Annotated in this window: 16 protein-coding genes; 7 read left to right on the forward strand and 9 right to left on the reverse strand. The window is 59.4% G+C overall.

The features are described from left to right. Positions 1-226: 226 nt before the first annotated feature. Complete coding sequence (gene aceK / locus AAEZ10_RS13275; protein ID WP_350569535.1) at positions 227-1,948, reverse strand: bifunctional isocitrate dehydrogenase kinase/phosphatase; 1,722 nt, start codon at positions 1,946-1,948, stop codon at positions 227-229. 214 nt (positions 1,949-2,162) lie between these two features. On the opposite strand from aceK, the gene AAEZ10_RS13280 reads away from it, so the two are divergent. Next, entirely contained in the window at positions 2,163-3,071 is a 909-nt protein-coding gene (locus AAEZ10_RS13280; RefSeq protein WP_073472898.1) for a DMT family transporter, read from the forward strand. A 115-nt stretch (positions 3,072-3,186) separates the two neighbouring features. Here AAEZ10_RS13280 and AAEZ10_RS13285 read toward each other — a convergent pair whose 3' ends face one another. Next, positions 3,187-4,050, reverse strand: a complete 864-nt coding sequence (locus tag AAEZ10_RS13285; RefSeq protein ID WP_071174701.1) for a DMT family transporter — start codon at positions 4,048-4,050, stop codon at positions 3,187-3,189. A gap of 446 nt (positions 4,051-4,496) precedes the next feature. Here AAEZ10_RS13285 and AAEZ10_RS13290 point away from each other — a divergent pair, with 446 nt between their 5' ends. Further along, complete coding sequence (locus AAEZ10_RS13290; RefSeq protein ID WP_350569538.1) at positions 4,497-5,042, forward strand: hypothetical protein; 546 nt, start codon at positions 4,497-4,499, stop codon at positions 5,040-5,042. A gap of 35 nt (positions 5,043-5,077) precedes the next feature. Then, on the forward strand, positions 5,078-5,239 hold the full coding sequence (locus tag AAEZ10_RS13295) for a hypothetical protein (protein WP_162999814.1): 162 nt from the start codon (positions 5,078-5,080) through the stop codon (positions 5,237-5,239). A gap of 43 nt (positions 5,240-5,282) precedes the next feature. Here AAEZ10_RS13295 and AAEZ10_RS13300 read toward each other — a convergent pair whose 3' ends face one another. Together AAEZ10_RS13300 and cysK are read right to left on the reverse strand one after the other, a co-directional pair. After that, positions 5,283-6,221: an aspartyl/asparaginyl beta-hydroxylase domain-containing protein gene (locus tag AAEZ10_RS13300; protein WP_041478836.1), complete on the reverse strand. Its 939-nt coding sequence runs from the start codon at positions 6,219-6,221 to the stop codon at positions 5,283-5,285. Between the two features lie 184 nt (positions 6,222-6,405). After that, positions 6,406-7,380: a cysteine synthase A gene (gene cysK / locus AAEZ10_RS13305; protein ID WP_016771214.1), complete on the reverse strand. Its 975-nt coding sequence runs from the start codon at positions 7,378-7,380 to the stop codon at positions 6,406-6,408. A 141-nt stretch (positions 7,381-7,521) separates the two neighbouring features. Between cysK and AAEZ10_RS13310 the strand changes: the two genes are divergently transcribed. From AAEZ10_RS13310 to AAEZ10_RS13320, 3 genes are all read left to right on the forward strand, one after another. After that, positions 7,522-8,598 (forward strand): DUF748 domain-containing protein, encoded by a 1,077-nt coding sequence (locus AAEZ10_RS13310; RefSeq protein WP_071174698.1) that lies wholly within the window; start codon positions 7,522-7,524, stop codon positions 8,596-8,598. A 182-nt stretch (positions 8,599-8,780) separates the two neighbouring features. Further along, the gene (locus AAEZ10_RS13315; RefSeq protein WP_007911294.1) at positions 8,781-9,626 is read left to right on the forward strand and encodes an AAA family ATPase; all 846 of its coding nucleotides are present in this window, start codon (positions 8,781-8,783) and stop codon (positions 9,624-9,626) included. Between the two features lie 12 nt (positions 9,627-9,638). Then, positions 9,639-10,817 (forward strand): vWA domain-containing protein, encoded by a 1,179-nt coding sequence (locus AAEZ10_RS13320; protein WP_016771218.1) that lies wholly within the window; start codon positions 9,639-9,641, stop codon positions 10,815-10,817. Positions 10,818-10,947: 130 nt separating this feature from the next. Here the strand turns inward: AAEZ10_RS13320 and AAEZ10_RS13325 are convergent, their stop codons facing one another. The 4 genes from AAEZ10_RS13325 to AAEZ10_RS13340 all read right to left on the reverse strand — a co-directional run bounded on the left by AAEZ10_RS13325 (position 10,948) and on the right by AAEZ10_RS13340 (position 14,670). Beyond that, positions 10,948-11,871, reverse strand: coding sequence for a 5-oxoprolinase subunit C family protein (locus AAEZ10_RS13325; protein WP_350569542.1), 924 nt, complete (start codon positions 11,869-11,871; stop codon positions 10,948-10,950). Continuing rightward, positions 11,868-12,572 (reverse strand): 5-oxoprolinase subunit B family protein, encoded by a 705-nt coding sequence (locus tag AAEZ10_RS13330; protein ID WP_130929399.1) that lies wholly within the window; start codon positions 12,570-12,572, stop codon positions 11,868-11,870. Before AAEZ10_RS13330 ends, AAEZ10_RS13325 begins: the two co-directional genes overlap by 4 nt. Then, complete coding sequence (locus AAEZ10_RS13335) at positions 12,569-13,321, reverse strand: 5-oxoprolinase subunit PxpA (RefSeq protein ID WP_350569544.1); 753 nt, start codon at positions 13,319-13,321, stop codon at positions 12,569-12,571. The genes AAEZ10_RS13330 and AAEZ10_RS13335 overlap by 4 nt, the downstream gene beginning before the upstream one ends. Before the next feature lie 62 nt (positions 13,322-13,383). Further along, complete coding sequence (locus AAEZ10_RS13340; protein WP_016771221.1) at positions 13,384-14,670, reverse strand: MFS transporter; 1,287 nt, start codon at positions 14,668-14,670, stop codon at positions 13,384-13,386. 159 nt (positions 14,671-14,829) lie between these two features. Between AAEZ10_RS13340 and AAEZ10_RS13345 the strand changes: the two genes are divergently transcribed. Further along, positions 14,830-15,744 carry a LysR family transcriptional regulator gene (locus AAEZ10_RS13345; protein ID WP_071174694.1) on the forward strand — a complete coding sequence of 305 codons (915 nt, stop codon included), beginning with the start codon at positions 14,830-14,832 and terminating at the stop codon, positions 15,742-15,744. A 276-nt stretch (positions 15,745-16,020) separates the two neighbouring features. On the opposite strand, the gene AAEZ10_RS13350 is transcribed toward AAEZ10_RS13345, so the two are convergent. Continuing rightward, positions 16,021-16,563: a DUF2937 family protein gene (locus AAEZ10_RS13350; RefSeq protein ID WP_016771223.1), complete on the reverse strand. Its 543-nt coding sequence runs from the start codon at positions 16,561-16,563 to the stop codon at positions 16,021-16,023. Between the last annotated feature and the right edge of the window lie 10 nt (positions 16,564-16,573).

Here is a 16,573-nt window from a genome sequence, read left to right on the forward strand (position 1 = left end):
GGCAATTCGGTCGTCTATTTATGCAGGGGGCGGATTGTCGCAGATTTGCGGCACCGAACACGACTGTGAGGTGCTCTTGTGGCGAGGGGATTTATCCCCGATCGGCTGCGCAGCAGTCGCCGACTGGATATCAACGTCGATCTGAAGCGTCTGAGTTGAATGGTTTTGGGGGTGCTTCGCAACCCATCGGGGATAAATCCCCTCGCCACAATGTATTCAGGGGGATTTATTCGTTATCAAGGCCCTTGCGCCGGTATGGGAAGACGTCGATGACCTTCCCCGCCCGAATCGCCTCCTGCAAGCCCTTCCAGTAATCGGCGTTGTACAACTCGCCATGCAATTGATCGAACAATTTCCGCTGCCCGGCATCGGCAAACAGGAACGGCGGAAACTCTTCGGGAAACACGTCCAGCGGGCCGATCGAGTACCACGGCTCAGAGGCCATTTCATCCTCCGGCGTGCGCGGTTGCGGGATGTGGCGGAAGTTGGCTTCGGTCAGGAAGCAGATTTCGTCGTAGTCGTAGAACACCACGCGCCCGTGACGGGTGACGCCGAAGTTTTTCAGCAGCATGTCGCCGGGAAAAATATTCGCCGCCGCCAATTGCTTGATCGCCAGACCGTAATCTTCCAGCGCTTCGCGCACTTGCGCGTCGTTGGCGTTTTCCAGATACAGGTTGAGCGGAGTCATCCGCCGCTCGGTCCAGCAGTGGCGGATCAGCACGGTTTCGCCTTCGACCGAAACCGTCGACGGCGCGACCTCTAGCAGTTCCTCCAGACACGCCGGATCGAACTTGCTCAGCGGAAAACGAAAGTCGGCAAATTCCTGGGTATCGGCCATGCGCCCGACCCGATCGACGCTTTTCACCAGCCGATACTTTTCGATCACCGTGGCGCGGTCGACGTTTTTCGACGGCGAAAAGCGGTCCTTGATGATTTTGAATACGGTGTTGAAACCCGGCAGGGTAAACACGCTCATGACCATGCCGCGCACGCCCGGGGCCATGATGAACTGATCGTCGGTGTTGGCCAGGTGATTGATCAGCGCGCGGTAGAACTCCGACTTGCCGTGCTTGTAGAAGCCGATCGAGGTGTACAGCTCGGCGATGTGCTTGCCCGGCAGAATGCGTCGCAGAAAACCGATGAACTCCGCCGGCACCGGTACATCGACCATGAAATACGAACGGGTGAAAGAGAAGATGATCGACACATCGGCTTCGTCGGTGATCAACGCATCGATCTGAATGCCCCGACCTTCGCGGTGCAACAGCGGAATCACCAACGGCCATTGCTCATCGCGGGTGTAAATGCGTCCGACCAGATACGCGCCCTTGTTGCGGTAGAGCACCGAGGAAAATAGCTCGACACTCAGCTCCGGGTCCTTGCACACCCAGTCCGGCAGATTCTCGCGCAGTTGTGCTTCGAGCCGCAGCAGGTCGCCAGGCAGATCGGCGTAATCTTCGCTGAAGCGGTAGTCGGCGAAGATGCTGGCGAGCATCCCGGACAGTTGGCCCTGCGGCTTGTACGTACGGGTTTGCGCGGCGCGGGCGCGGCGCAGGCTCGGGCGCGTGGTGTGGATGAACATGCAGCCGTCGCTGATCAGGTCGTGGCTGAACAGCCCGCAGAAAATCGAGTTGTACCAGGTTTCGGACAGCTCATCGTCGAAGCGCAGGTCAATCACACTGATGTAGGCGCTTTTCACCAGCGGCCAGCAGCTGACGTCCATCAGTGTTTCGTCATTGAAATACTCGCGCAGGCGAGCAACGGTTTCGCCGACCTTTTCTTCGTACAGATTGATCCGCGCCGCCGAGGCGACCTGCGCCTCCTGCCAGCGCGCCTGTTCGAAGCGCTCGCGCGCGCCGTCGGTGATGCGGCGGAAATGCTCGCGGTAATCGTCGAAGCCGGCGAGGATCATCCGGGCGATCTCGGTGGCTGGCCATTGCTGCGACATAAATGAAACCTCGGCGGGAATTCGGTTGGTCTGAGCTTAGTCACGGAAGCGCTCGCAGGAAAAGCGCAATTTCTGCCAAAACCGATACAGCGCTGACCGTTGACGGTGTTTCTCGCGCAGGTTAATCCCAAGGCAGAATTAAAAGCCCGAATAGCGGTTGCCATGATCCGGACGCTCGGCAACACTCTCGTCCCGATCAAGGAAGGAGCCCGCCGTGAGCCCTGTCGATATTTTCCGCATGTTGTCGCTGGCCGCTATCTGGGGCGCGAGTTTTCTGTTCATGCGCATCATTGCCCCGGTGATCGGCACGATCCCGACCGGTTTCTTTCGGGTGTCGATCGCGGCTGCCGGGCTGCTGGTGATCCTTGGGCTGATGCGCATCAGCTGGGATTTCAAGGGCAAGCTGAAGACCGTGATGCTGCTGGGCGTAATCAACTCGGGAATTCCGGCGACGCTGTATTCGGTTGCCGCCCAGGTATTGCCGGCGGGCTATTCGGCGATCTTCAACGCCACGACGCCGCTGATGGGCGTGTTGATTGGCGGTTTGTTCTTCAGCGAAAAGCTCACGGCGGCCAAGCTCAGCGGCGTGTTCCTCGGTCTGTTCGGCGTCGGTGTGCTGACGCGTGCCGGTCCCGTAGCCTTCGATCTGCAACTGCTGATGGGCGCGGTCGCCTGCCTGCTGGCGACCACTTGCTACGGCTTTGCCGGATTCCTCGCACGGCGCTGGCTGGATCAGGCCGGTGGGCTGGACAGCCGTTTGTCGGCATTGGGCAGCATGCTCGGGGCGACGTTGTTTTTGCTGCCGCTGTTCGCCTACAGCACCATTACCGCGCCGCCGGTCAGCTGGGGCGGCTGGCAGGTCTGGCTGTCGCTGCTAGGCCTGGGCCTGGGTTGCACGGCGTTTGCCTACATCATCTATTTCCGCCTGCTCAGCTCGATCGGCCCGGTGAAATCGATGACCGTGACCTTCATGATCCCGCCGTTCGGCGTGTTGTGGGGGGCGTTGTTGCTGGATGAGCCGTTGTCGATGGCGCACATTTATGGCGGAGTGTTGATTGCGGCGGCGTTGTGGCTGGTGTTGAAGCCGGCGGTGGTCAAGCCTGCGAAGGTGCCAGCCCGTTAGAGGGTATGTGTCGCAGTTATTCGCGAGCAGGCTCGCTCCCACAGAAAAATACATTCCAATGTGGGAGCGAGCCTGCTCGCGAAAGGCGGCGCAACAAGCGCCACCTGCCTATCGGCTATCCGGTTTTACGGAACACAAATACCAACCCGACAATAATCAGCAGCATCCCCAGCACACTCAACGCCGCCAGCCGATTGCCGAAAATCAGGTAATCCATCACCGCCGTCACCGCCGGCACCAGATAGAACAGGCTGGTGACATTCACCAAATTGCCCCGCGCGATCAGTCGATACAGCAACAGCGTCGCCAGCACTGAAACCACCAGCCCCATCCATAACACCGGGACAATGAAGCCTGCGCTGTGTTCGAAGTGAAACGGCTGGAACGGTACGAAAATCGCGCACAGCAACAGGCCGGCCAGGTACTGCACTGGCAGCGTGCCGAGCGGATTGTCGGTGATGCGTTTTTGCATGATCGAGCCGAGCGTCATGCTCGCCAGCGCCAGCAAACCGAACAGCATGCCGGCCCAGGACATTCCAGCCAGACCGATCCCTTGATAAACCACCATGACCAGCCCGGCCAGGCCCAGCGCCAGGCCGAACAGGCGGCTCGCCGAACGCTGGCGTTCCATCAAGACCACGGTGAGGATCGGCTGAACGCCCATGATCGTCGCCATTACCCCCGGCGTGACTTTGCAATCCAGCGCCAGCAGATAAAAGATCTGATAGGCCCCGAGCAACACCAGTCCCGTGGCGATCGCGAACAGCATCGGCTTGCCGCCCTTGGGCAACTTCAATTTCAGCAACGGCGCCAGCAAGACCAGCCCGCACAGGGCGATGGCGAAGCGAATCAGCAGAAAGGCAAAGGGCGAAGCATGGGCGAGGCCCCACTTGGAGAAAATCGCCCCGCTGCTCCACAGCAGAACGAACAGGCTCGTGGACGTCGCCGCGAGCGCGGATTGTTTCGAAAGGACAAACATGAATACCACCTGTAGTCAGGCAAGAAGCCAACTCAGCCGAAGCTGAAATTCAGTAGGTTGTTCTGGCGGGCGCAGGGGTCAGCAGAAACTGCCGATCAACCCCGCACACCAACGCCCGGCGGCGAAACGACTGCGCACACCGGCGTGCTACTGACAGGCGGAGGGTAATGACTGATCTGCACAGGCTGCCGACTCCCGCACGGCACGACGCCAGCGTTGACCGCTGAATCGACTACCGCGTTGATGAGGGATGCAGGCATGGATGCTGATCTTTATTGAGGAAATGAAGGCGTGAGCATGGCGCTCAAGCGGGCTGACTATAACCAGCCCGGGACACAGATTGCAATGACTTGGGCAATGGGCCGGTAGCGACAGTGCGGCGCCGGGTGGTTAGGGTTATTGGCGTGGCAACGGATTGTCAGGAGACATGGAATGCAAGAGATCATATGCCAAGGGAACGGACGTATTTGCGGTATCAAATTTATCGGTCGGAGGCGAGGAAGCGGGCCGCTTCGCAGATTGCCGGCTTACAAGGCCAACTCAAGGCGGCCGACGCTTCGATTATGGATGTATCCCTGATTCAATTCGAACCGATAAACAGGCATGCGCTTCATGCTTTTGAAACATGGGAAGAACCCTGCTTTTTCTGGCATGAAGTCATCGCGTGGAAATCACGTGAGCCACGCGCATTGGACATTTCTATCTGGTTCGCCGGGCAGCTCTGCGGCCTGTGTTTTGCAAACCCGAACAATAGTCGACGAAGATTACGAGTTGTGAGATTGGAAGGGCGTCCTGGCGGAACACATCCTTTGAAAAATCGCATAGGACTACTAGCGATGATGGTAATTGAGCAATACGCGCATTTCGTTGGCTGCGATGTTATCGAAATACAAGAGCCGCTGGACGGTGCGATACCCGTTTATCAGAAGCTGGGTTTCAGCTTCGACATCGAAGGCCGCCTTGTCAAAACCTTGGAGAATCCAGTACTGTGAAAGCCAATCAATCACTGATCAAAGCGGGAGGCAACATGAAAAAAGCGAAACATAGACCTCCCGAAGCACTGGTCAGATCGCTGAAAACTAAAAGATTGGCTGATCATGAATTGACCGCTAATCAACGGCGTCTGTTGCAACTGCTGATCACCGGTATCGAAGATGAGCCCTCGGTGCTGGCCGCTGGCCGATTGTGAAAAAACCGCTCCTGAGGAGCGGTTTTTTATTTCTGAGCCAGCGTCAACCAAACAACCAATACCCCAGCAACGTCAGCACCAACACCGCCAGCACCGGGCGCATTACCCTGTAGGCCTTGGGATGCCGGCGCTTCCACTGCTTGACCACGCCGCTGAAACGGTCGCTGAAGTTCTTGCTCCAGGCATAAGCCTGGTTGATGCCGCCAACGCGTTCATCATCAAGATTCTGCGGCGCGGTGGCGCGGCCGAGCCAGCCGCTGATGAAGCGATTGATGCGGGTCATCAGGCGGTTGCTCAGCGGGCGTTCGATGTCACAGAACAGAATCACTCGAGTCTGAGCGGTTTCATTCTTGACCCAGTGCACGTAAGTCTCGTCGAACATCACGTCATCGCCGTCGCGCCAGGCATAGACCTGACCGTCGACGAAGATCCGGCAATCATCGGAGTTGGGTGTCGACAGGCCGAGGTGATAACGCAGGGAGCCGGCGAACGGGTCACGGTGCGGATTGAGGTGACTGCCGCCCGGCAGCAGCGCGAACATTGCGCCCTTGACGTTGGGTATGGCACTGACCAGCGCCACGGTTTTCGGGCAAAGGGCTTCGGCCGACGGCAGCGGTTTGTCGTACCACTTCAGATAGAACCGCTTCCAGCCCTTCTTGAAGAACGAACCGAAACCCGCATCATTGTTCTTCTCGGCGGCGCGAATGTAGCCTTCGTCGAACAGGTGCATAGCTTCGTCGCGAATGGTTTCCCAATTGTCGCGCAGTACATCCAGCTCCGGAAACTTGCTGCGATCCAGATACGGTCTGGATGGCACTGCGGAAAACAGGTACATCAACGCGTTGTACGGAGCAAACAGTGCGGAGTGGTTGACGAACTGGCGCAATACCGGCAAACGCGCCTTGCCGCGCAAATGCACATAGAGCGTACTGCCCAGAAACAGCAACAGCACAAACGCCTTGGCGGCAAACGAAACGGTCATCAACGACTCCTTGAATAAAGACAACGCTGCGCAATGCCCTTTTCCCGGCATGGCAGCCGGCCATGATAAACACTACCGGCTCCGGGAAAAACCCGCCTGACACAAGATTCAGTGTTAAGCATTACGCAACAAAGCCTTTATTAACATGCAGCGCCTGAACCCTGGCTGACTTGAATCAACAGGCTTACTGCTGGTTCTCCTGCTCGGTAAACAGGTCACTGAACAGCATGCTCGACAGATAACGCTCGCCCGAATCCGGCAGCACCACGACGATGGTTTTGCCCTGCATCTCTGGTTTCTCCGCCAGACGCACCGCCACCGCCATGGCAGCACCGCAGGAAATCCCGCACAAAATCCCCTCTTCCTGCATCAGGCGCAAAGCCATGGCCTTGGATTCTTCATCGGTCACCTGTTCGACGCGATCGACCATCGACAGATCAAGATTCTTCGGCACAAAACCGGCGCCAATGCCCTGAATCTTGTGCGGGCTCGGCTTGATCTCGGCACCGGCCAACGCTTGCGTAATCACTGGCGAAGACGCCGGCTCGACGGCCACCGACAGAATCGGTTTCCCGGCGGTGTTCTTGATATACCGCGAGACACCGGTAATGGTTCCACCGGTACCTACGCCAGCCACCAGCACATCCACGGCGCCGTCGGTGTCGTTCCAGATTTCCGGGCCGGTGGTCTTCTCATGAATCGCCGGGTTGGCCGGGTTATCGAACTGCGCCGGCATGAAGTATTTGTCGGCATCGCTGGCGACGATTTCCGCAGCTTTCTCGATGGCGCCCTTCATGCCCTTGGCCGGCTCGGTCAACACCAGTTCCGCGCCCAAGGCTTTCAGAACCTTGCGGCGCTCGATGCTCATCGACGCCGGCATGGTCAGCATCAATTTATAGCCACGCGCAGCGGCAACGAAGGCCAGACCGATACCGGTGTTACCGGAAGTCGGCTCGACAATGGTCATGCCCGGCTTGAGTCTGCCGCTGCTTTCGGCGTCCCAGATCATGTTGGCGCCGATTCGGCATTTGACCGAGTAACCGGGGTTGCGCCCCTCGATCTTGGCCAGGATGGTGACCCCGCGCGGCGCGATGCGGTTGATCTGGACCAGCGGCGTATTACCGATGGAATGGGCGTTGTCAGCGTAAATACGGCTCATGGCTGGGTCCTTATGCAGCGTTGAATTCAGCCTTCCAAGGTAAGCCCGTTGCCGATCACAGTCCAGTCGGGTCGAACGTCTGCAAACGCGCGGAGTCAATCGCTTTGAATCGTCAAGCCACACTCTTGAAGGAACAATGGCATGAAACGTCGTTACAGCTGGCCGCTCTGGACCCTGACGGGTGTCGTGGTGCTGCTGGTCGCCCTGCATTTCGCCCTGCCCTATCTGGTACGCGACTACCTCAATGACAAACTTGCGGACATGGGCGATTACCGTGGCCAGATCACCGATGTCGACCTCGCGCTGTGGCGCGGCGCCTACAAAATCAACGGCCTGAAGATCGTCAAGGTCGACGGCAAAGTACCGGTGCCGTTCGTCGATGCGCCGTTGATCGATCTGTCGGTGAGCTGGCATTCGTTGTGGTACGACCATGCCGTGGTCGCGCAGGTGCAATTCCTCAACCCCGAAATCAACTTCGTCGACGGCGGCCCCAACAAGCAGAACTCGCAGACCGGTCAGGGCACCGACTGGCGTGAGCAGTTGGGCAAGCTGCTGCCGATCACCCTCGATGAGGTGCAGATCAACGACGGCCGTATCACCTTCCGCAACTTCAATTCCAAGCCGCCGGTGAACATGAATGCCAGCAACGTCAACGCCAGCATCTACAACCTGACCAATGTGGTCGACAAGGAAGGCAAACGCGACGCGCGCTTTGAAGGCAAGGCGTTGCTGCTGGGGCACGCGCCATTGGAAACCACCGCCACCTTCGATCCACTGAGCAACTTCGAAGACTTCGAATTCCGCCTGCGCGCCCGTGACATCGAGCTCAAACGCATGAACGACTTCGCCGCTGCCTACGGCAAATTCGATTTCAACGCCGGCCACGGCGATGTGGTTATCGAAGCCAAGGCAGAGAAAGCCCGACTCACCGGCTACATCAAACCCCTGCTGCGCGACGTCGACGTATTCAACTGGCAGCAAGACGTCGAAAACAAGAACAAAGGCCTGTTCCGCTCAATCTGGGAAGCGCTGGTCGGCGGCACCGAGACCGTGCTGAAAAACCAGAACAAAAACCAGTTCGCCACCCGCGTTGAACTCAGCGGCAATGTTCACCAGCAGAACGTCAACGCCTTCGAAGCGTTTTTGCAGATTTTGCGCAATGGCTTCATCCAGGCATTCAATGCGCGGTACGAACGGCCGAAGCCAGATGAGGATTAAGTTTTGCGGTTGACGAAATATTCGGCCATCCGCCGAGACTGAGTCAACATGTGACGCTCCATTCAGAGACTGAATAAGCCGTCTGCGTTCACAGTCGACCGGCGTGCGCGTTATAGTCGAGCATCCGATTATTTCGCCCCGCCCTGCCCGCAAGGTCAGCGTTACCGTTCGAGGATTTGCAGATGAAGTTCGAAGGCACCCAGGCCTACGTCGCCACCGATGACCTGAAGCTGGCGGTCAACGCCGCCATCACCCTGGAACGGCCGCTGCTGGTCAAGGGTGAGCCCGGCACCGGCAAGACCATGCTCGCCGAGCAACTGGCCGAGTCGTTCGGTGCCAAGCTGATCACCTGGCACATCAAGTCCACCACCAAGGCCCATCAGGGTCTGTACGAGTACGACGCCGTCAGCCGTTTGCGCGACTCGCAGCTGGGCAATGAAAAAGTCCACGACGTGCGCAACTACTTGAAGAAAGGCAAGCTCTGGGAAGCCTTCGAGTCCGAGGAGCGGGTGATTCTGCTGATCGACGAAATCGACAAGGCCGACATCGAGTTCCCCAACGACCTGTTGCAAGAACTCGACAAGATGGAGTTCTACGTTTACGAGATCGACGAGACCATCAAGGCCAAGAAGCGCCCGATCATCATCATTACATCCAACAACGAGAAAGAGCTGCCGGACGCCTTCCTGCGCCGCTGCTTCTTCCACTACATCGCTTTCCCCGACCGCACTACCCTGCAGAAAATCGTCGACGTGCACTACCCGGACATCAAAAAGGACCTGGTCAGCGAAGCGCTCGATGTGTTCTTCGACGTGCGCAAGGTACCGGGTCTGAAGAAAAAGCCTTCGACATCCGAGCTGGTCGACTGGCTGAAACTGCTGATGGCCGACAATATCGGCGAAGCGGTGCTGCGCGAGCGCGATCCGACCAAAGCCATTCCGCCGCTGGCAGGCGCACTGGTGAAAAACGAACAGGACGTGCAACTGCTTGAGCGCCTGGCGTTCATGAGCCGGCGCGGCACCCGCTAAGAGGCTGCTGCCATGTTGCTCAACCTGTTCAACGAAATGCGTGCAGCCAAGGTACCGGTGTCGGTGCGCGAGCTGCTCGACCTGATCAACGCGCTGAAACAGCGCGTGACCTTCGCCGACATGGACGAGTTCTATTACTTGTCGCGGGCGATCCTGGTGAAGGACGAACGCCATTTCGACAAGTTCGACCGCGCGTTCGGCGCCTACTTCAATGGCCTGGAGAAACTCGACGATCACTTGCAGGCGCTGATTCCCGAGGACTGGCTGCGCAAGGAATTCGAGCGCTCGCTGAGCGACGAAGAACGCGCGCAGATCCAGTCCCTCGGTGGGCTGGACAAGCTCATCGAAGAGTTCAAGAAGCGTCTGGAAGAACAGAAGGAACGCCACGCCGGCGGCAACAAATGGATCGGCACCGGCGGCACCAGCCCGTTCGGCTCCGGCGGTTTCAACCCTGAAGGCATCCGGGTTGGCGACGCCGGCAAGCGTCAGGGCAAAGCGGTCAAGGTCTGGGATCAACGCGAGTACAAGAACCTCGACGATTCGGTGGAACTGGGCACACGCAATATCAAGGTCGCCCTGCGTCGTCTGCGCAAGTTCGCTCGCCAGGGTGCGGCGGAAGAACTCGACATCGACGGCACCATCGACCACACCGCCAAGGACGCCGGCCTGCTGAACATCCAGATGCGCCCGGAACGGCGCAACACGGTGAAGCTGCTGCTGTTGTTCGACATCGGCGGCTCGATGGACGCGCACGTGAAGATCTGTGAGGAATTGTTCTCGGCCTGCAAGACCGAGTTCAAGCACCTGGAGTACTTCTACTTTCACAACTTCATTTATGAATCAGTGTGGAAGAACAACATGCGCCGCACTTCCGAACGCACTTCGACTCAGGATCTGCTGCACAAGTACGGCGCCGACTACAAAGTGATCTTTATCGGTGACGCCGCGATGGCGCCCTACGAAATCACCCAGGCTGGCGGCAGCGTCGAGCACTGGAACGAAGAGCCGGGTTACGTGTGGATGCAGCGCTTCATGGAGAAATACAAGAAGCTCATCTGGATCAACCCGTATCCGAAGGACACGTGGGGCTATACCTCGTCGACCAACATCGTCCGCGATCTGATCGAGGATCAGATGTATCCGCTGACGCTGCGCGGGCTTGAGGAAGGGATGCGGTTTCTTTCCAAATGACGACCTGATCGTGCCCATGCTCCGCGTGGGAATGCATCAAGTCACGCTCTGCGTCACAGGGACGCGGAGCGTCCCGGGCGGCATTCCCACGCGGAGCGTGGGAACGATCAACATCTTCGCCAGCAGGCTTTTAGCGATCTTTGAAGCGCTGCAAATATTCGACATGCTCGCGGTGCGCGACGTCCTGCACTACCGGCCTCAATCTCACCTTCGCTCCCGGCAGGCATTGCGCCAATTGTGCCAGTGCCAGCGGCGTCAACGCGCCCAGGCGCGGGTATCCGCCAATGGTCTGGCGATCGTTGAGCAACACGATCGGTTGGCCATCGGGCGGCACCTGCACCGCGCCCAGTGGAATCCCCTCGGAGATCATCGGCGCACCCTGATATTGCAACGCCGCGCCGAGCAGGCGGATGCCCATGCGGTCGGCGCGACTGTCGATGGTCCAGGTGCTGTTGAAGACATCGAACAGGCTCTGCCCGCTGAACTGGCCGATCTGAGCTCCGAGCACCAAGTCCAAAGGCGCATGCGTTTTGAAATCCGGCCGCAGCGCCGAAGGCATTTCGCGCACCGCTGACGCTTCGCCGCTGTAACCGAGCGCCGCCCCTTTGGCGAGCGGAAGGCCCATGCCATCAAGTCCGCCCAATTCTTCTCGCAGTACCGTGGCACTGCTGCCCAGTACCTTGGGCGCAGCAAACCCACCGGGCGCGGCCAGATAAGCCCGGGCGCCGAGCAAGGGTTGGCTAATCCGCAATGTCTGCCCTTTCGCCAACCGGAAACTGCGCCACGGCGCCAGCGGTTGGCCGTCGATCTGCGCGCCGAGATCCGCTCCCGCCAGCGCCAACAGGCAATTCTCTTCAGCCACCACGGCAAACCCGCCGAGGGTGATTTCAACTACCGCCGCATCCAGTTCATTGCCCAATAGCCAATTGGCCCAGCTCATGGAACACCAATCCGCCGCGCCGCCCTGGGTCACGCCCAGATGTCGCACGCCAAACCGCCCGGCGTCCTGCAACAGGCACAGCGGCGTGCTGGCTTCGATCGTCAATCGACTCATGGCAACGCCTCCAGTGGAGTGTCGTCGCCGCCCAAGCGTATGAATTCGGCGTGGTCGACCGCTTCGAAGCGCACCGTGTCGCCGGGTTGCATCAGGCTGTAGCCGTCGCGATGGCGATCGAAGAGTTTTGCCGGGGTGCGCCCGATCAGGTTCCAGCCACCGGGTGAGACCACCGGATACGCTGCGGTCTGCCGCTCGGCGATACCGACGCTGCCGGCGGCGACTTTCTTGCGCGGTGTGTTCAAGCGCGGCGCGGCGAGCATTTCTTCGACCAGGCCCATGAAGGCAAAACCCGGCGCAAAGCCAAGGGCGAACACCTGATATTCCCGTGCGCTGTGGCGACGAATCACCTCCTTCACCGCCAGCCCGCTGCGTTCGGCCAACAGGCTCAGTTCCGGGCCGACACTCAAGTCGTACCAGACCGGCAAGACGTGGCACTGCCCAGCGCTTCGCGCATTCGGCGCCAGATCGACCAGCGCTTCGGCGATCAAGTCACGCGCCTGAGCAGGACTCAACAGCGTCAGATCGTAATGCACCATCAACGTCGTGTAGGACGGCACCAGATCGATCAGTTGTGCACCAAACGCCGTGCGCAAGCGCTCGCTGGCGGCGAGCATCCACGGCATGTTGGCTTCGGCGATGTCATCGAACAGACGCAACATCAGGCAGTCGAGCGCCACCACTTCAATCCGTGGGTTCATGACGCACTCGACTGTTGCAAGGCCTGGCGAATGCGCTGCACGGCGGCCACGGAACTGGCGTTGTCGCCATGTACACACAATGTATTGGCGCGCAGGATCAAGGCGCTGCCATCGCTGGCGGTGAGCGCGCCGCCAGCGGCGATGGTCAGTGCTTGCCCGATGATCTTTTCGGCCTCGTGATGCACCGCGCCCGGCAATTGCCGCGAGACCAATCGACCCACGCTGTCGTAGGCGCGATCGGCAAAAGCTTCGAACCACAACGTTACTCCGTATTCATCACCGATTTGCTGCGCTGCGGCGTTGTCACGGGTTGCCATCAACATAAGTGGCAGGTTGCTGTCATACGCGGCCACGGCCTGCACTACCGCGCGCAATTGCGCCGGGTTGGCCATCATGTCGTTGTACATCGCGCCGTGGGGTTTGACGTAACTCACACGTCCGCCCTGCGCCTTGCAGATGCCGTCGAGGGCACCGATCTGGTAATGCAGGATGTCCTGCAGCTCTTGCGCGGAATAGGCCATGGAGCGCCGGCCGAATCCGACCAGATCCTGATAGGCCGGGTGCGCGCCAATCTGCACGCCGTGTTCGAGGGCCAGCGCCACGGTTTTGCGCATGATGCTCGGGTCGCCAGCATGGAAACCGCAGGCGATGTTGGCGCAATCGATGAAGGGCATGACCTCGGCGTCCAGACCCATGGTCCAGCTGCCGAAGCTCTCGCCAATGTCGCAATTCAATAGCAGGCGGCTCACGGTGAACACTCCTGTAGCTGCTGGTCTTTTTATCTGTAGGAGACTTCTGCGCAGGGTATCAGTTACTGCGCGTCGAGTTGCTTGCCACGGGTTTCCGGCAGGCTCAGCGCCGCCAGAATCACCACGCCGTAAGACACCGCCGCGAAGGCGCCGATGCCCATGCTCAATGGCACTTTCTGGCTGAGCAGGCCGATCAGCAGCGGAAACAACGCCGCCAGTGCGCGGCCGATGTTGTAGCAGAAACCCTGACCCGAGCCGCGAATCCGCGTGGGGAACAATTCAGTCAGAAACGCGCCCATGCCGCTGAAAATCCCCGAAGCGAAGAAGCCCAGCGGAAAGCCCAGCCACAGCATCACGCCGTTGCTGACCGGCATCTGCGTGTAGAGCAGAACGATGGTGAACGAGCCGACCGCGAACAAGATGAAATTCTTTTTCCGCCCGAGCAGGTCGGTCAGATACGCGCTGATCACATAGCCGACGTAGGAACCGACGATCACCATCGCCAGATAACCGCCGGTGCCGAGCACGCTCAAGCCACGTTCGTTCTTGAGGAAAGTCGGCAGCCAGGAGGTGATCGCGTAGTAACCGCCCAGCGCACCGGTGGTCAGCAAGGAAGCGCGAAACGTGGTGAAGAGCATGCCGGGGGCAAAGATCTCGTAGAACTTCGCCGGGTTCTCTGGTGTTTGTGCTGCTTTGGCTTCGCGATAGATTTCCGGATCTTTTACCAGGCGACGGACAAAAATCACGAATATCGCCGGCACGATGCCAAGGATGAACAGCGCGCGCCAGGCGTCTTCCGCTGGCAGCACCGAGAACAGCAACGCGTACAGAATCGCCGTCAGGCCCCAGCCCAGCGCCCAGCCGGATTGCACCATGCCCACCGCTTTGCCGCGATCCTTGGCGCGGATCACTTCACCGATCAGCACCGCGCCGGCGGTCCATTCACCGCCGAAACCGAAGCCCATCAGGGTGCGCGCGATCAGCAATTGTTCGTAGTTTTGCGCGAAGCCGCAGAGGAAGGTGAAGAAGGCGAACCACAGCACCGTCAGTTGCAAGGTGCGCACGCGGCCGATGCGGTCGGAGAGGATCCCGGCGACCCAACCGCCGATCGCCGAGGCGATCAGAGTGCTGGTGTGAATCAGCCCCGCTTCGCCCGTGGTGATGCCCCACATTGCGATCAGCGTCGGCACAACGAAGCTGAGCATCTGCGTGTCCATGCCGTCCAGACCGTAGCCGATCTTGCAGCTCCAGAACGTGCGGCGCTCCTGCTGGTTGATGTTGCGATACCAGTCGAACGGCCCGGGGCGCGCCGCAGGCTTGGATAAAGGGAGGGTATCGGGAGCACTCATGGCAAATCTCCGCAGGGCTTTTATTGGTCTTGTTCGAAGCTCCGACGACGCCTATCGTGGGAACCGGATGCGCCGATTTTTCGTCGCCCTGCCCTGCGCCGTCCAACGAATAAAAACCCGCCTTAGGCATAAGAAAAATTTGTCACTCGAGCCTTGTCCATGAATCTGAAGTTTCTCGAGACCTTTGTCTGGGTCGCGCGCCTGAAGAGTTTTCGCCTGACCGCTGACAAGCTGTTCACCACCCAGGCATCGATTTCCAGCCGCATTGCGGTGCTCGAAGGCGAGCTGGGCGTAAAGCTGTTTTTGCGCGACTCACGCGGCGTCAGCCTGACCCCGGAAGGCCTGAAAGTGCTCGACTATGCCGAGCAGATGCTCGACACCATGGCGGCGCTGAAGCAGTCGATCGAAACCCGTTCGAGCAAGGTCGGCCGGGTGCGTATCGGCGTGATGGACACGGTGATTCATACCTGGCTGAGCCCGCTGGTGGCGCAGATGACCGATCTATACCCACGGGTGGAAATCGAACTGGTCGCGGATACTGCGCTGAACCTCTGCGATCAGCTGCAAAAGGGCTTTCTCGATCTGGTGTTGCAAACCGATCTGATCCGCCACGAAAGCGTGCGCAGCCTGGAGTTGGCCAGCCATCCGCTGGGCTGGATCGTCGCCAGCAATTCGATCTACAACCGCGACTACGCCGACCTCGCCGAACTGGCGCAGGAGCGGATTATCACCTACTCGAAAAACTCACGACCGCATCAGGATATCGTCGCCCTGATGCAGGCCAACGGCGTCATGGCGCCACGCTTGAATTGCGTGAATTCGGTGTCAGCGATCACCCGGTTGTTGCGCGATGGCTTCGGTATCGGCGCGCTGCCGCCGGTGCTGGTGGCCGAGGAACTGGCGCGTGGCGAATTGATCTTGCTCGACATCGAGCAGCGGCCGGCGAATCTGCCGGTGGTGGTGTCGTGGCGGGTCGGGGTTGAGTGGGTCGAGGAGATTGTGACGTTGTGTCAGCAGGTGCTAGCGGGGTATGCGCACAAGGTGGGCAAGGACTGCATCACCCTCACTGGATGATTAGTGGCGAGGGGATTTATCCCCGCTCGGCTGCGCAGCAGTCGTGATTGCGGCCAACGCGGTCTTTCAGAGGTACCGCATTTGCAGGTTTTGGGGCTGCTGCGCAGCCCAACGGGGATAAATCCCCTCGCCACAGAACTCATTCACCACAGAACTTACTCCCCCATAGCCCATTCACCACAGAACCCACTCACCTCAGTACCCACCCACCACAGAGCCTCGCCACAGAATCCCCATGCCATAAAGCCTCTGTTGCCAGAGGGGATTGAGCAGGTCTTACAAACCGCGGACGTCGCGATCTTCGATCGGTCGGCTCTGGCGCAGGCGGCGGCCGCCGAGGACGACCCAGTCGATCAGGCGGAACAGGCATTCGATGCCGAACGACAGCAGCAATGCGCCGCTCATGCCCCAGATCATCGCCTCGGGCGTCAGCAGGATCTGATAGCTGTAACCGTTCCAGGTTTCCTTGCGAATATCCGGATCGGCGGCCAGCACCACTTGCAGGAAGCGCACATACCACGGGCCTTGCATCGCCTGGAATTGCTTGTCCAGCGCGACCTGGCGCGTGAGCAAGGTGTTCAGGCTGTCGGCATCGCTGCGGAAAATCGGGTCTTCGCTGGCCCGGTAATGTGCGACCAGCGCCTGCATATCGCCTTTGAAAAACTGATCCGCCGTGCCCTGGAAACCACGCAGACCGGTCTGCGCTTCGATCAGGTGCGCTTCGACACGTTGCGCGTAATCGTTGATGAACCCCGGCACCTGGACACCGATCAACAGGCCCGCCGCAAACAACACCAGCCGTAGATAACTGAGCAACATGGGTGCAAAT

Origin of the sequence: Pseudomonas sp. H26/SER47-MNA-CIBAN-0231, assembly GCF_040310465.1 — a bacterium.
Lineage (GTDB): Bacteria > Pseudomonadota > Gammaproteobacteria > Pseudomonadales > Pseudomonadaceae > Aquipseudomonas > Aquipseudomonas atacamensis.

Coding starts and splice junctions, on each gene's coding strand:
- aceK (WP_350569535.1), bottom strand. CDS start 1,948: ATGTCGCAGCAATGGCCAGCCACCGAGATCGCCCGGATGATCCTCGCC.
- AAEZ10_RS13310 (WP_071174698.1), top strand. CDS start 7,522: ATGAAACGTCGTTACAGCTGGCCGCTCTGGACCCTGACGGGTGTCGTG.
- AAEZ10_RS13330 (WP_130929399.1), bottom strand. CDS start 12,572: ATGAACCCACGGATTGAAGTGGTGGCGCTCGACTGCCTGATGTTGCGT.
- AAEZ10_RS13350 (WP_016771223.1), bottom strand. CDS start 16,563: ATGTTGCTCAGTTATCTACGGCTGGTGTTGTTTGCGGCGGGCCTGTTG.
- AAEZ10_RS13320 (WP_016771218.1), top strand. CDS start 9,639: ATGTTGCTCAACCTGTTCAACGAAATGCGTGCAGCCAAGGTACCGGTG.
- AAEZ10_RS13315 (WP_007911294.1), top strand. CDS start 8,781: ATGAAGTTCGAAGGCACCCAGGCCTACGTCGCCACCGATGACCTGAAG.
- AAEZ10_RS13340 (WP_016771221.1), bottom strand. CDS start 14,670: ATGAGTGCTCCCGATACCCTCCCTTTATCCAAGCCTGCGGCGCGCCCC.
- cysK (WP_016771214.1), bottom strand. CDS start 7,380: ATGAGCCGTATTTACGCTGACAACGCCCATTCCATCGGTAATACGCCG.
- AAEZ10_RS13290 (WP_350569538.1), top strand. CDS start 4,497: ATGCCAAGGGAACGGACGTATTTGCGGTATCAAATTTATCGGTCGGAG.
- AAEZ10_RS13295 (WP_162999814.1), top strand. CDS start 5,078: ATGAAAAAAGCGAAACATAGACCTCCCGAAGCACTGGTCAGATCGCTG.
- AAEZ10_RS13345 (WP_071174694.1), top strand. CDS start 14,830: ATGAATCTGAAGTTTCTCGAGACCTTTGTCTGGGTCGCGCGCCTGAAG.
- AAEZ10_RS13285 (WP_071174701.1), bottom strand. CDS start 4,050: ATGTTTGTCCTTTCGAAACAATCCGCGCTCGCGGCGACGTCCACGAGC.
- AAEZ10_RS13325 (WP_350569542.1), bottom strand. CDS start 11,871: ATGAGTCGATTGACGATCGAAGCCAGCACGCCGCTGTGCCTGTTGCAG.
- AAEZ10_RS13300 (WP_041478836.1), bottom strand. CDS start 6,221: ATGACCGTTTCGTTTGCCGCCAAGGCGTTTGTGCTGTTGCTGTTTCTG.